This window comes from Fictibacillus sp. FJAT-27399 (assembly GCF_001510655.1).
Classification (GTDB): Bacteria; Bacillota; Bacilli; order Bacillales; family Fictibacillaceae; genus Fictibacillus_C; species Fictibacillus_C marinisediminis.
In genome coordinates this window covers 1-14,719 of sequence record NZ_LMVC01000007.1, presented here as the reverse complement: position 1 = coordinate 14,719, position 14,719 = coordinate 1, and the positions used below count along the sequence as shown (strand labels likewise).

Here is a 14,719-nt window from a genome sequence, read left to right as displayed (position 1 = left end):
ACTGGGTAAATGTATTGTATATTTGCCTCATAATGGAAAAAAGGGAGATGAAATGAATGTCAGTAAGAATTCTCGTAACACCAGAAGAACTAGAAGGAATTGCATCGAAATTTAGAACTGGATCTGAAAACAGCCGCACTCAAACACAACAGCTTTACCAAGCACTTCAATCACTTGAAGGTAAATGGGATGGAGCAACGAAAAAACGCTTCTTCGACCAATTCGAACAATCCCGCCGCCACATGGAGGCTTATGTGCAGTTACTTGACAACATCGACCAAGAGCTTCGTCAAATCGCAACTCGTTTCCGCACAGTCGACGCACAATAAGGAATCTATTGATTTCAAGCAAACAAGAAAGACTAGTCAATTCCTTTGGCTGGTCTTTTGTTTTGGGTGATTCCAATTTGGCAGGCAGCAGATGGTCATGTGTTTGGACTTTTATTTTTTTTAGTGCTTATACTCGCTTCCAATTCGGTATATAACGTACTCTTTATCTTCAGTTTCTCAGGAATTAAACGATTGTTTGAAAGCTCTGCCGAGAATGTTTTTACGATCATTGTTTATTGCGATTTTTTGTGTATAAGTGGAACGGCTTGCTTGCAAGGTTTGCTATGCTAATTACAGCTTTTGTTTTTTCCTTTTGTTAGGATTTGCATTGTGCAGAACCAGCTAGTAAGTTAAGAAAGTATTGTATATTTTTGTAAACGTTTTTTGTAAAATAATACATATAGTACTAGATTTATGGTTTAATATTGTCGAAAAAAGAGAATGTATTATATTGGCAATTATTTAGCCTAATGGTTGCATGGATAGGGGTTTTAGCATTATGAGTTTTCAGCCAGAAGTCAGAGAAAGCATACGCCTGTTTAAAAGGAGATATACGTTTCCTAAGCACCCTGCCGTACAGGGGATAGATATTCCTTACGGGCAGGAGGGACGGCAGGGGACTGTCTATCAGATTAAAGAGGACAACACGAGAAATAAAGCCGCACTGAAGGTATTCAGGGAAAGGTTCAAGAACAAAAATCAGGTCAATCTTTCCGAACAGTTGAAGAACTATTCTTCGTTTTATGGGCTGTCTGCCTGTCTGCGCTCTGTCATTGAGGAAGGTGAGCATGCGAGACTCATAGGGCAGTATGATGATCTGGAGTATTCCCTGATCATGCCATGGATCGATGGTCCTACATGGGCGGACATCTTGATGGGAGAGCAGACACTTTCAAAAGAAACCTGTCTCCGCATCTCCTGTATGCTGGCATTCCTTCTGAAAGAGCTGGAAGAAGCGGGCATCGCCCACTGTGATCTATCTTCGAGCAATGTCATCCTTCCATTTCTGCAAGAGAATGCAAGGCCTAACTTTGCCGCCATTGAACTGATCGATATAGAAGAGCTTTACGCACCGGAACTGAGCGAACCGAAAGCGCTGCCGGGCGGGTCACCAGGCTATGCAGCAAACTATGTAAAAGACGGGGTCTGGTCAAAGGATGCGGACCGTTTTGCAGGAGCTGTGCTCCTGGCAGAAATGGCGTCCTGGCATCAGGAAGAAGTTTGCAGTCTTAAGGCGGATGACTTCAGTTATTTTGATACCGATGAGATGCAGAAGGAAACGGAACGGTACAAAAAATTGCTTGATGCTCTTCAGGAAACGCTTGGTGAACAAGCGGCCAAGCTATTTAAACAGGCATGGAAAAGCAACAGCCTTGAAGACTGCCCGACGTTTTCTGAGTGGTTTGAACTTTTCCCTGAACATGTCAGGAACTTTGTCATCATAAGCCATGAGAAGTATATGGCCTCAAAGAAACCATCTGTTCCGCTTGGGACGATGAGCCTTGATACACTGCTTCGGATTGCCGCGGCTTTCGAAGGGCTTGGCAACAAAAGAGCCGCGCACAGTGAGTATCAATTCATCATGAATCAGTTTCCGGAACAGAAGGCTGTTGTGGAAGAGCTGCAGATGCTGCTGAATGAGGACGAAGAAAACGGTCGTCCCGAGCTGATTCCCGCACATTATCTCGAAGCTGCCCAGCATTTTGAAAAGCTCCAGGATTGGAATACCGCACTTATCTTTTATACCCGATGTAGCCAGCTTCCTTCGGTGGATTTTACAACCAAAGAAGAGCTGTCCATCATAATCGAGGAGCTTCAAAATCAGATCAGGGCGGAAGCGGAACAGCAATCAACAGCAGAAAAGCTGAAGCAGATCGCGGAAGAACAAGAAAAGGCGACAGCCGCAGCCCTTGCCGAGCCGCTTGAGACGCGACAGGCGGAGCGCCCGAAATTCAATGTTCAGCAGTTCTTTTTCAATAATTGGAAATGGATGGCGGGGACGGTAACAGCCGTTTGCCTCGGAATCGGACTTTATTATATGTACCAGGCTTCTCAAGAGAAAAAGTGGCACGATTACATAAAGCTAGGAACCGAAGCTTTTTCACAGAGAAGGTACAGCGAGGCCGAGCAGTATATCCAAAAAGCGATCGATAAGAAGCCAACCGAGGATCTTTATACGAAGATGGCGACGATTTATATCAGCCAGGGACAAAATCAGCAGGCCATTCAGTATCTCAGTGATTTGAAATTGAAAAAAGAGCTTTCACCCAAAAATACAGAAGCCAATTATCTTATGGGCCGGGCTTATTTTATAGAGACGAATTACAATGAGGCCATTCCTTATTATGAAGCGGCCTACAAAGACAAAAAGAATAAGTATCATCAGGACGCAATCAGGGATCTTGTCATCAGCTATGCTTCCATCAACCAGTTAAAAAAGGCCAATACACTGGTAGAGCAGCTGCAAGGCAAGGATAACAAATCGAAAGCCTTTGTCGCCTACTTAAAAGGGGACCTTTACAAGAGGCAAGGTAAGGGTACGGAAGCTGTTGATTCGTTTGAGGAGTCGGTTGATCTTGACCCAGCCAATAAAAAATATATTAAGAAACTGATTGAGGCGTATATCAACAACAATAAAACCAATCAAACCGACGACTCAACAAAGACCAAAACTTACGAGAACGCCATATCGTTAGCGAACAGTCTGCTGCGTGAAGATTACACGAATATCGATTATTTAAATCTGAGCGGCCAGCTTTACTATGAATATGGATTGTTTGCTGAAGATAAAAAGCAAAAGGCGAAAAGCCAAAATTTATATAAAGAAGCATTAAATGCTTACAATCAAGTAACTGATTTAGGAATTCAAGAGAGAAACACGATACTGAATACAGGGATTTTATATGAAAAAGTTGGAGATAAGGCAAAAGCTGAAGCAACGTATAAAAAAGTGATTAAGCAGAACCCGGTCTACGGACATGCCTACTTCGTTTATGGAATGTTCCAGATTAAAGAAAAAAATTACAAGAAGGCTTTACCGCTGCTTAAAAAGGTCATCCAGATCAATGAAGACCCCACTGATGTGAATCTTGCAAAAGAACGTATTAAAGAAATGAAAGTGAAAAAGGTTTTGATTTAGGGAGGGACAACCATGGCAGAAAAGGAAAATGAAAGTTTTTTCAGCCCCAAAGCCAAAAAGGTAATGCTGACATCATCTGCGGCATTGCTTGTGGCACTTGCCGGTACAGGAACGTATTATTGGCAAGCGGACCAAACTTCTGAGACAGCAAGTTCAGAAATAGCTAAAAAACCAGGTAATACAAGCAAGGCAAGTAAAGATATCCGTCTAAACACGGACGATAACCAAGTCAAAGATGACCGGAACAACAAACCAGATAGTAAAGGCGAAGATCTGTCTCCTAACAGCAATAACAGTGATGGCTTTGTACTCAGTGACGACACCGAGAATCCAGTGTATCTCGTAGACGCATCTGATCCTAAAAATCCAATTGCTCAATTAATTGTAGACTCGGATAAAGTGGTCATTGAAACACCTATACCGCCTGCAATTCCAACCGATCCGGTAATCACCCCGCCGGTTGATGATGGAACTCTTCCACCGGTCATTGATCCTGGAACGGATGATCCAGGCACAGATCCAGGTACAGATCCAGGCACGGACCCAGGTACAGACCCGGGGACAGACCCGGGAACAGACCCGGGAACAGATAACCCTGGTGGAGGTACTGATCCAGGAAATCCAGGGGATCCAGACAACCCTGGTGATCCGGGCGGAGAAGACCCTGGCAGCCAGTTCCCGGATGTAGCGCTTGTCGTTCCGGAATCTTTATACGAGCGTTTAGACAGCTACAGCGGCAACGATGATTTTTACAATGTCATGTACTACGGGCAAAAAGAAATTAAACCCGACAGTGAAAAATATGATGACTTGATCAAGATGGTTGTGGAAGCTGCAACAGATGCAAAAACAAAAGCATATCAAGAGCAAATGATGACGTCTGACAGCTTGTCCAACCTTCAGATGATCACATCACTTGGTTTTGAAAATAAAGATCTGAAAAAACTTCAGGACGAAATCAGAGCCGATCTTTATTCCAAGTTTGCAGAGCAGGAGATTGCTATTTACCTCAGCAAGCCGGCTGATCCTGAAAACCATGGTGATGGTAATGGAGATCAGCCTCAAACGCTTGATGCCGAAAAGGCACAGCAAGTTATCTATTACATTGGAAAATACAATGATCAGCATCCGAAAGAAGATTTGAATCCGAACGAATACAGCGAAGCAGACAAAGTATTAATGGAAGCTGCACATCAGGAGCAAGCGACCAACATCGCAGCGGCTCTAAATAAATACCAGATGCTCGCTCAGTACTCTCCGACATACAGCCAAAGCGCTAAAGACTTAAAAGCTGGAATTGTAGCAAGCAAAGTAGAGCAGGAAAGAGCAGAAGCTGGAACAAGAGAGCCAGGGCAGTATGAACCGCTGCCAGCAGGCCATGAACTTGAGGCTCTTAAACAACTATTGGATAAGAAAAAATACGCTCAAGTTGTTGAACAGGGCGGGGATTATGTCGGTACAGACCTCCCGCTCGGCGGCTTTAAGCTGGTTGTAGATAAAGCCAGCGAGGCGCTATTAAAAGAAACAGACGAACTTGCAAGTGCACAGGATGCTTATACAGCAAACAAACAAGAGATCATCAACAACTATCAGATCCTGACCGAAGAAACAGGGGTTTCTGATGATGTCGATCAGAAGGCAGCAGCCCATTTAGACGCTTATTTCTTAATGCACCAGGCGATTAAAGCGGCTACTAACGATTTAAATGAAGCAGTCATCCTTGCTTCTGAATCTGTTCAGAGCTGGGAAAACAGTGCTTCTACCGGAAAACTGAACGAGATTGCCGGCCAACTCCTTTCTTCTGCTGAAAAATATAAATTAGCAGATATGAAAAAAGAAGAAAGCGTTTATGAATTGCTGAGCACAACGCCTAGAGTGAATGAAGCCGACAAAGCAACGGCTTTCAACCGAAAGAAAGCCTTTGCGTATTCAAGAAAAGCGGCAGACCTGCTATCAGGCAAAAACTACAATGACGCGATCTTCTATGCGAGTGAATCCAACCAGATGTACAATAAAGGACAAAACGAGGATACACTCCGCGACGCCGCAAGAGCTCTATTTGCCCAACATACTTCTGGAGATTATTACGATCGCTATAATGATCTATTAAAAGTCTACCGAATGATTGCAAGTGCTTCCGGTATGCCGAAAAATGAAGCAGCTATGGCGATTGAAAGACAGGAAGCGATCGATAACTTCCAAAAAGGCATGCGTGAAAAAGCAGATGGCGACCGTGAGAAAACTGTATATTACCTTGATAAAGCTGCTGATAGTGAATGGATGTCTGACAAAGTTAATCCAGAACTTCAATACCAAGCCCAGCTCCTGCTAAACCATGCCAATGACTTGAAGGCTAATGGTAATGAAGATGATCTTAAAATAGCAGTCAGATACTACCAAACGTTGCTTGTGACTAAGCATGTCAGCAAAGGCACGCGTGATGAAGCGAGAGACGCCATCAATGAACTGAAAAAGAATTCAGCTCCGGCAGTTAAACGAGACGACGCTCCACAAGAAAAGCAGCAGAAGCACACTGAGCCTCAAAAAGAAGGAACGAAGCCACAAGCCGAGGATCATGAGGTTCAAAAAGAAGCACCGAAAGCTGAAACACCACAAACCGAAGCTCCTCAAACAGAAACAAGAGAGCCAGAGACATCTGAACAAGTATAAAACCTAATCAGCAGGCAGCGCAGTTGCCTGCTGATTTTAGAATAAAAAGAAATGGCGGGTGAAGTATATATGGATTCTGGAAAAATTCGTGAGATGGCTCAAGCCTATAGCCAGGCAGCAGGATTAGTAAGAGAATGTGAATCCAGATTGAAAGGAACCCTGGAATTCAATGGGGGAACGTGGACGGGAAACCGAAAAGAAAAATTTAACAGCAAGTATCAGGATGCAACCAAGGCTTTTAATTCGGTGGTCACAGAATTTATGGAAACGAGCAGCGAGTTGAACAAAGCGGCTCTGCGCTGTGAACAGATTCTGCATGATCTATTGGAAAAGGAACGCTTACAGCAGCTTAAACTGCTGGAACTTCAGAAAGGGGGCCCAAGATGACGAAAATATCCATACAGCCGGACAAACTCTATAAGATGTCAGATGATATGGTTAAAGAGATTATGAATCTGGAAAAGATCATGAACGATTTGAATAAGAAAATGTCTGATGTGGTAAATTCCTTGTCTCAAGGACCTCATTATTCACCCGAGTACTACACTGCCATGCAGGGGGCATTCATGCATCATGCCCAGTCCAAGTATCTGGTGGGACAATTGAAAGATGAGATATCTGAAGCGGAAATCTATTCAAGAAATACGGCTGAGAAGTTTGAAGAGGAAGATAGTCTTTTCAACAAGCTGTTCTCGTGGCACGCGACATTGACTGGTTTAGCTCAAGCAAGAATAAGTCCTGCTTATGCCGCTCTTTTTCATTTGGCAGGATTGACCAGTTTTGTTAAAGAAGGTGGAAAATGGGTGGTTAGATATAATCCTCTCGTCGCAGATTTACTGGATTCATTAGATCGTTCAAAATTTAGAAATGCTGCGAGAATGCTTTTAACCAAACCAAATGCTTTATGGAAATATAAAGATAAATCCCTTAAAGAATTATTGTATAAGAAGTATACGAAATTTTTCCCGGATGATATTACCGATTTCACTAACGGTGTGAAAAAGATGAAAGATACTGTAGCTGGCGCTGAAGATTTAAAAGGTGCATGGGGTGCCGTGAAGAATGGTGCAGGAGACTTACTGCATGCCAGCAAAGGTTTTGCAAAGGCTAATGCTGTAACAGCGGTTCTTGTAACAGCGGGGTCTGAGGCAGTGGGGCTTGGTTTTAATATAGTGGATAATTATAAAAAATACGGTAATAATCAAGCAGTTCTGGAACGTGAGAATGCAAAAGCGGTAGGAAATGCAGTAAATAATACGATTGTAGTTGGCGGTGCATCTGCTCTTGGAGGAATAGCAGGCGGGGCTGTAGGAAGTGTATTTGGCCCTGTTGGAACTGTTGCAGGGGCTGCGATAGGTGGATATATAGGTTCCAAAGTAGGAGAAAAGATTGCTCCTTTTACAGCGGGAATAGCAGAAGATGCAGCTTTAGCATTTAAAAAACCCATTAATTCAGTGATAAACACAGCCGGGGATGCATTAAAAGCAGCAGGCAGCGGGTTAAATAAGGTGGAAGAAACAGCAGGCTCATTATTAAAAAGCGGGAAAGACTTTTTGTCTGGCAAACTATCATTCTCATGGTGAATAGAAGTAGGAGGAAAAAATGAAATCAATTTCGTTAAGTATTGAAGAATTAATTTATTGTTTTTATAGCGAAGGATTATTTGAACAAGGAATGGGACTTAAACAGACTTATTTTCCAGATATGGATGATGAACAATTTGAATTAATCCTTCAGGCATCATGCAGGTCACTATTAGCCAAAAATTTCTTGAATTATAAATTGGAAAACCATAGATATGTTTTAACATCTGACATTAGTTTAATTATTAAGTCTTTAAATTACTCTAATCATTCACTTAAAATCTCAAAATTTATTGAAAACGGAAAGCAAGATTCCATATCATTGCATATCTCTGAAAATGGTGTATATCAACACAACATGTTATATGAAGGACAAGTGCATCAAATAACTGAGATAAGCGGTTCAGAACTTACTAATGTGGCTGCAGATTACATGAATATAAAAGATAAGAAACAAGATGAAACATCTGAACTTAAAATTAGTTTACAGCAAACGGCTTTTGAAAATATGTTAACTTACGCTGAAGAAAACCCAATGCAACTTCAGTCATTCCTCAGACAATTTGCATACAACCCTACATTAACTGAAGATTTCACCAGAGATTTAATTGCAACTAAAGGTAAAATGAACAGTATCATGCTGTTAGCATTTAATGAAAAAAAGGAGCCCCAATTAGAACACATCCTATTTTTTGTTCCAGGAATTGAAAAAACTTGGTTTATTAATAAATCTGAGGATGTATACATCGTTAGTGAATGTAATAAGAAGTTGTTAGAAAGTTATTTTAAAGAACGCCTAGAGATTTTTAAAGAAACTGTCTAAAGAATATTCGCGAAACGAATAGGAGAAACTTAAATGAAATTTTTAACTGAGACAGATCAAGGAACTCAAGTTAGATTTACTAATATGAGTGCAGGCTGTTTAATTATTCCTGGTATCATCATGTTTGCAGGTTCTTTTCTGGCGTTGTGGCTGACTTCAAATGATAGTGGCTTAAGTATGGCTTTTGGATATGCGGCATCCATAATTGGTATTTTGTTTTTTGGAGGATGTTTAATTAAAATTTTTTTCCTAACAATATCCAAAAACCCTATATTATTTGAAATAAAATCTGAAGCTATTATCGATAGGAAAGGAAAAGTAATTCCGTTTACTGATATAGAAGAAATTTTCTTTGGATGGCATCACAAAAGATTTACGGGGATGGTTTTTCAAGAAGTGGTCATACAACAAAAAAATAAAAAATATTCGTATATACCCACATACAATATGATACCTGATGATGTAGTAATCGAGGTCTTAGAAAGTAAAGTAATACCTCATGTAAGTTCATCTTGTAATCAAGCATGGGTAGAATTTGTAAAAAGTAAAGGGAAACAAAAAGTCCCTGATACCAGTGAAAAGACTATTAATAAATAACCAGCCATGATTTTCATGGCTGGTTTTCCTTAACAACAGTCACAATCGGGTTGAAAGCAAAGATCATCTTTTATACGTGAACTTCCACTTCCCTGTGATTCTTTTTTATTCTTATTTTTTTTCTGATAAAGGTACACAGTCCCTGCACTAAAAGCTGTACTTGACCCTAGCAGCGTTGTCCCTGCAACTAGGTTGCCTGCAGCTAAAAGATTAAAGCTTGCAATAAGTTGGCTGAAAATAGACATTGTTAACGCTATAAACATATGTATCGCTCCCTATTTCATACAAGTATTTCAATAACATCATTTTAATAAAAGCGCTTATCTATGAATACTAACTCAACAACTTAATAATTAAATCCGCAGCAAACCAAATCATCATGCACTGGCCGATGCCGCTCAATAAACCTGTAATAACTCTTAACGTATTGTTGCTCTCGCGCCATTTCCATTTTTGGGTGAAGCCGTCAATCAGCATCGGAAGCTGAAGAAGCAGAGCGAATAAAAGATTATGTACTTGCGGAACAAAGTAAAGAAAAGGAAGCAGCAGATAGGAACCATAGATTGCGGTGCACCTTGCGCAAAGTGCCATCGGTTTTCCTTTTATTTTTAAGCTGCGTTCATGTCTGCGGTGGCAGGGGATAATCGATAAAAGCTCCCCCTTACTCATTTAAGGGTTCCTCATCCAGCAGGTGAAGCCGCTCTAAAATCCTCCGCTTCCGATAAAGCATCATTCCAGTTTCCGCAACCTCATCTATGGTGGACTTATTGATGAAGGCCCCAAAGATAATTCCCGCAACAGGCACCATTTGAAAAAGTTTCTTCCATCCGAAATTGTCGCGGTAAGTAGCGATCACTTCACGCCAGCCTTGCAGCTGAGAGATCGCCTGGCGGTCACGCTCCGCATCGGTCATAGAGAGTTCTTCAAGAATGGCACGTTTCCCTACATAGTCAGAAGAGGCGAACTGCAGGCATTTAATGATGAAGATCCGCTCTTCTTTTTCGTTAGGATCATACCCATAGGAGATGGCAATTTCCTGCAGAGTTTTCAGTGACAAACCAAGGACAAGAGGGATGTCAATTCCAAGTGTGAACAGCCCGCCGATACCAGTTGTTGCGCCTTGGACGGTCGCCATCCTGGTGCGGGAGCTTTTAAAATAAGAAGCTGTCTTGTCCATTGACGCAAGAGGCAGCTTGCCGATCTCTGCAGCTGTAAAATCTTCTTGCAGTTCCTCGTATTCTTTCATTTTTTTCAGAATCGACTTCTCACTGACTAAATATTTGCCTCCGTTGTGAACATAGCTGCCGATCTCGTCCACAATCTGCAGCATTTTATCCTGCAGAAATTTCGGTGTGATCTTATCCAGGAGCATGAACGGAATACGCCCGAGTTTCTCCCAGAACCAGAGATCCTTTTGATCCTTTTCCCACTTCTCAACCATCGTAAGTTCTTTTGTAAGATAATCCCGTGTTTCTATCATGCTCACTCCCAAATTCATCAGTGGTTAATATAACCATTATAGTATTTTCCTAAGTATACGTCATAGTACATTGGAGGGTTTCACGTAAAGGCATGAATTAGTTTTGGAAACGGATGGCAATCATGATAGTGTCATATCCAAGGAACTACAGCGATAAAGTAGTAGGAAAGATTGTCTTTTTTTAAAATTGTGCAGTCCGATAAGGAAAATCGCTTTGGATAGCTGGTTGAATGGCGTAAAATAAAAATATCGCAAAATAAGAGCGTAATTAAGGAGTGAACACGATGAGGGAAATACTCCTCATTTTAATTCTTCCGTTTTTGCTGATAACTGTGCCGGGCTGCAGCCTGTTAAACACAGCTGATCCAAAGCTGGATGAGGGTGTAACAGGGAACCGGTATTCGGCAGCGGCGGAGAAGAATAATGAGAAAACAGACTTGGAACATGTGCAGCTTAGCGGGTACAGCAGAAAGGTTGGAGCAACCCTTACCAGCCCGAAGTATAAAAAATTCAGTGTGAACTCTGCCTTTATTGTTTCAGGGAATATAAAAAATACAATACACTTAAAATCGAATTATGCACTGATCACGGTGCATAGTGAAAAAGGCGGCAGCCCCGATTTTAAATATCTGTCTCCGATCAAGGGAGGCAAATACAAGCAAAAGGTCCAGCTCTTCGACGGAAAAGGAACCTACAAGGTGAAGGTCAGCCTGCCGAGTGATGAGAGCAAGGATTATTATTACGATCTTACTGAAATGGAAGTAACCAATGTCAATCCGGCAGTGAAGAGAGACGTTCTCTATACACAAAACGCTTACAAGCAGGACCTAAAATTGGATTCCACAGTAGAAGGCTATATGAAAAGGGACGGAAAGGTTGATTTGAGCGGATCGATCGGTGATAAAAAAGCGAAAGACCTCATGATTGAAGTGTCAAAAGGACCCCAGGTGACCAAGGTCATGGTTCCACTTGAAAACGGCAGGTTCAAAAGCAGTCTTCCGCTGTATTTTGGAAAAGGGGTTCATACACTTAAGATCATGACGCCGGCAGAGAACATGGCCAATTATTACAACCAGGCCGCTGAACTGCAGGTGGATAACACGTCAGGCCATACATCTCAGCCGATCGAATTTTCTAAAGAATACAGCGAACGCGGCTATACACTGGAATCCCCGACAGTAAGCGGGGGAAAAACAGATCTTGATTATGAGGTCAAGGGTAGGATCAAGCCTAACGCCCAGTATGCCAAGGATACGGATACCGTCTTTGTCCAGACGAAAAAGGGAAGTTTGGAAGCGATGTATGCCATTCCTGTAGTGAATTACAAATTTAACGGAAAGTTTTATCTTCGTTTTGGGCCAGGAAGATATGAGGTAAATGTTTTCGCTCCAGAAATTACGTCGGCTAACACGAATGTTCAGCATTTTACAGGAGTGGCTCATTTTAATGTAGAGAACACGAATCCGAATGATGGGCGCTATCGTCTTCCGTCAAGAGGCATTCAGTCTGATGATTCTGAGATCAGGCGTCTTTTTGAAAAGCTGATGAAGGGCAAGGCAAACGATAAAGAAAAAGCGCTGGCCGTATATAAGTATGTAGCAAAGAATGTCCGCTATGATGTACAAAAGCTGAATCAGCGGTCATTCGCCTTCGATGACAGTGCGATCAAAACACTGCATGAGAAAAAAGGCGTCTGCCAGGATTTTTCCTATCTCGGAATCGCGCTTTTACGCGCAGGAGGGATGGAAGCACGAATCGCTACAGGGTATGCAGGCCAGGATCATGCATGGATAGAGACGAGAGTGGATGGACGCTGGCTGACGATGGATCCGACGTGGGGTTCAGGGTATCTGCAGAACAATGAGTTCATCAGAAACTTCACGATGAAATACTTTGATCCCGCCCCATCCGAATTCAAGAAAACACATACCAAATCTGGTATAGAATATTAATCAAAAGCCCAGAGAAACCGTTTCTCCGGGCTTTCTTTATTTGGGCAGAAGAAGTAGAGTAGGAATTGTGAGTTAAGGGAAAATAAGGTGAGAAAGGTGTGAAGAATGATGATGCGGCATGAAGATCTAACATTACATACGGACAAGTACCAGATTAATATGATGTATGCTCATTGGAAAAACGGAACACAGAACAAAAAATGCGTGTGTGAAGCATTTTATCGCAAAAACCCGTTTGGCAATGGCTATGCTGTATTTGCCGGGCTTGAACGAATCGCATATTATCTGCAAAATCTGAAGTTTTCAGAAGAGGACATCAATTACCTCAGAGAGCAGGAAGAGCAATATGAAGAAGGTTTCTTGGAGGAACTCAGGAATTTCAGGTTCACAGGCAATCTTGCTTCTGTTAAAGAAGGAACGATTATTTTTCCGAAAGAACCTTTAATCAGGGTGGAAGCCAGAATTTTCGAAGCCCATTTAATTGAAACAGCTCTTTTGAATTTCATGAACTACCAGACATTAATCGCAACAAAAGCCGCCCGCGTCAAGCAAGTGGCGCCTGAAGACTATCTCATGGAATTCGGAACGCGCAGAGCGCAGGAAGCAGACGCTGCAATCTGGGGAGCAAGAGCGGCTTATATCGCAGGATTTGATGCAACATCCAACCTTCTTGCCGGTAAATACTTCGGCATTCCTACAAAAGGGACACATGCCCATTCCTGGGTCCAAAGCTTTGCGAGTGAAGAGGATGCGTTCAGAAAATTTGCCGAGGCCCTTCCGGATCAGAGCACACTTCTCGTAGATACATACGATTCACTGAAAAGCGGTCTACCGAACGCGATAAAAATCGGTCTTGAATTAAAAGATAAAGGAAAAACCTTAAAAGGAATAAGACTCGATAGCGGCGACTTGGCCTACCTCTCCATACAGGCGAGAAAGATGCTGGACGAAGCAGGGTTAAACGACACTATGATCGTTGCCTCAAATGATCTTGATGAAGATGTCATCTCCGAATTAAAAGGACAAGGAGCCATGATTACCTCATGGGGTGTCGGCACACAGCTCATTACAGCTGCCGATCAGCCGGCGTTGGGCGGAGTATACAAATTGGTTGCCCGTGAAAACAATGGGGAATACGTTCCATCCATTAAAGTCTCCGGAAACGTCGAAAAAGTAACAACTCCGGGCTTTAAAACCGTCTACCGGATTGTGAACGAAGATACCGGAAAAGCGGAAGCAGACTACATTGCAATGGTAGGAGAGAAGCTTCCCGAAAAAGATATCTACCTGTTTGATCCTGTGGAGACCTATAAAGATAAGACCATCCATCGTTTTCAAGCGGAGGAGCTCTTGAAGCCGGTCTTCCAAGATGGAGAGCTGATTTACGAACTTCCAACCGTACAAGAGATTAAATCTTATTATAAAAGCCAGATCAAAATGTTCTGGCCACAGCACATGCGAAAGCTGAATCCGCAAACCTATTTCGTCGATCTGAGCAAAAAAGTGTGGTCCACCAAAATGGAACTATTGAAACAAGCTGCAAAAAATTAGAGCGAAGAACCTGGGCGATAGAAGTCTGCCAGGTTCTTTTTTGTTTTAGAGGTGTTTGAGGGAGACCGGCTCAATGAGAGTCGAACATAAGAATAGAAGGAAGAAGGAAATTGGGAAGAAAGTTCAATCGATATTCATTTGTCGGCATCGCTTTAATTTCTACAGTTTAACTGAGTTGGAAACGGCCTGGGAGCCTAGGACCAATTGGAATTCAACCTTATTACGGGTTCTTGCAGGAGCGGTTGGTTTCTGCTGTTTAAATAAGTTGGTTTTTTTATTCTAAAAAAGGTTGACCACTCTAAGAATCGCTGGTATAGTAATAAACGTTGCTGCTTTTGATACATAATTTTCTTCGAAAAAACGTTTGAAAAAAGTTGTTGACTTAGCAAGCAAAACTTGATAAGATATTCCTTGTCGCTGATCGGACGCGACGGAATAACAGTTCTTTGAAAACCAAACAAAAGCCAGGTAAGTCAGGGATTTTACAATCCCATCAATTTTTAAACTTTAAGAGCTATATCAAACACTTTATTGGAGAGTTTGATCCTGGCTCAGGATGAACGCTGGCGGCGTGCCTAATACATGCAAGTCGAGC

General features: G+C 42.1%; 12 protein-coding genes and 1 rRNA gene. 10 read left to right on the top strand and 3 right to left on the bottom strand.

Translation table 11 applies throughout. From position 1 onward, the window contains the following. Positions 1 to 56 precede the first annotated feature (56 nt). The 7 genes from AR335_RS21200 to AR335_RS21170 all read left to right on the top strand — a co-directional run bounded on the left by AR335_RS21200 (position 57) and on the right by AR335_RS21170 (position 9,141). Positions 57 to 329, top strand: coding sequence for a WXG100 family type VII secretion target (locus AR335_RS21200; protein ID WP_053356030.1), 273 nt, complete (start codon positions 57 to 59; stop codon positions 327 to 329). Between the two features lie 499 nt (positions 330 to 828). Then, positions 829 to 3,468: a tetratricopeptide repeat protein gene (locus tag AR335_RS21195; RefSeq protein WP_062239861.1), complete on the top strand. Its 2,640-nt coding sequence runs from the start codon at positions 829 to 831 to the stop codon at positions 3,466 to 3,468. A 12-nt stretch (positions 3,469 to 3,480) separates the two neighbouring features. Further along, on the top strand, positions 3,481 to 6,138 hold the full coding sequence (locus AR335_RS24565; RefSeq protein ID WP_062239858.1) for a hypothetical protein: 2,658 nt from the start codon (positions 3,481 to 3,483) through the stop codon (positions 6,136 to 6,138). Between the two features lie 69 nt (positions 6,139 to 6,207). Further along, the gene (locus AR335_RS21185; protein WP_062239855.1) at positions 6,208 to 6,525 is read left to right on the top strand and encodes a WXG100 family type VII secretion target; all 318 of its coding nucleotides are present in this window, start codon (positions 6,208 to 6,210) and stop codon (positions 6,523 to 6,525) included. Beyond that, complete coding sequence (locus AR335_RS21180; protein WP_062239852.1) at positions 6,522 to 7,721, top strand: hypothetical protein; 1,200 nt, start codon at positions 6,522 to 6,524, stop codon at positions 7,719 to 7,721. Before AR335_RS21185 ends, AR335_RS21180 begins: the two co-directional genes overlap by 4 nt. 19 nt (positions 7,722 to 7,740) lie before the next feature. Beyond that, entirely contained in the window at positions 7,741 to 8,544 is an 804-nt protein-coding gene (locus tag AR335_RS21175) for a hypothetical protein (protein ID WP_062239849.1), read from the top strand. A 33-nt stretch (positions 8,545 to 8,577) separates the two neighbouring features. Next, positions 8,578 to 9,141 carry a DUF5381 family protein gene (locus AR335_RS21170; RefSeq protein WP_062239846.1) on the top strand — a complete coding sequence of 188 codons (564 nt, stop codon included), beginning with the start codon at positions 8,578 to 8,580 and terminating at the stop codon, positions 9,139 to 9,141. Positions 9,142 to 9,170: 29 nt separating this feature from the next. On the opposite strand, the gene AR335_RS21165 is transcribed toward AR335_RS21170, so the two are convergent. The 3 genes from AR335_RS21165 to AR335_RS21155 all read right to left on the bottom strand — a co-directional run bounded on the left by AR335_RS21165 (position 9,171) and on the right by AR335_RS21155 (position 10,621). Next, positions 9,171 to 9,404, bottom strand: coding sequence for a hypothetical protein (locus AR335_RS21165; RefSeq protein ID WP_053356023.1), 234 nt, complete (start codon positions 9,402 to 9,404; stop codon positions 9,171 to 9,173). Positions 9,405 to 9,474: 70 nt separating this feature from the next. After that, positions 9,475 to 9,810, bottom strand: coding sequence for a DUF2085 domain-containing protein (locus AR335_RS21160; RefSeq protein ID WP_062239843.1), 336 nt, complete (start codon positions 9,808 to 9,810; stop codon positions 9,475 to 9,477). Continuing rightward, positions 9,803 to 10,621, bottom strand: coding sequence for an EcsC family protein (locus AR335_RS21155; RefSeq protein WP_062239839.1), 819 nt, complete (start codon positions 10,619 to 10,621; stop codon positions 9,803 to 9,805). The genes AR335_RS21160 and AR335_RS21155 overlap by 8 nt, the downstream gene beginning before the upstream one ends. 284 nt (positions 10,622 to 10,905) lie before the next feature. On the opposite strand from AR335_RS21155, the gene AR335_RS21150 reads away from it, so the two are divergent. From AR335_RS21150 to AR335_RS21135, 3 genes are all read left to right on the top strand, one after another. Further along, positions 10,906 to 12,573 (top strand): transglutaminase domain-containing protein, encoded by a 1,668-nt coding sequence (locus AR335_RS21150; protein WP_062239836.1) that lies wholly within the window; start codon positions 10,906 to 10,908, stop codon positions 12,571 to 12,573. A gap of 111 nt (positions 12,574 to 12,684) precedes the next feature. Continuing rightward, positions 12,685 to 14,124 (top strand): nicotinate phosphoribosyltransferase, encoded by a 1,440-nt coding sequence (locus AR335_RS21145; protein ID WP_062240006.1) that lies wholly within the window; start codon positions 12,685 to 12,687, stop codon positions 14,122 to 14,124. A gap of 528 nt (positions 14,125 to 14,652) precedes the next feature. Further along, positions 14,653 to 14,719: ribosomal RNA gene (locus AR335_RS21135) — 16S ribosomal RNA — on the top strand; the annotation flags it as partial.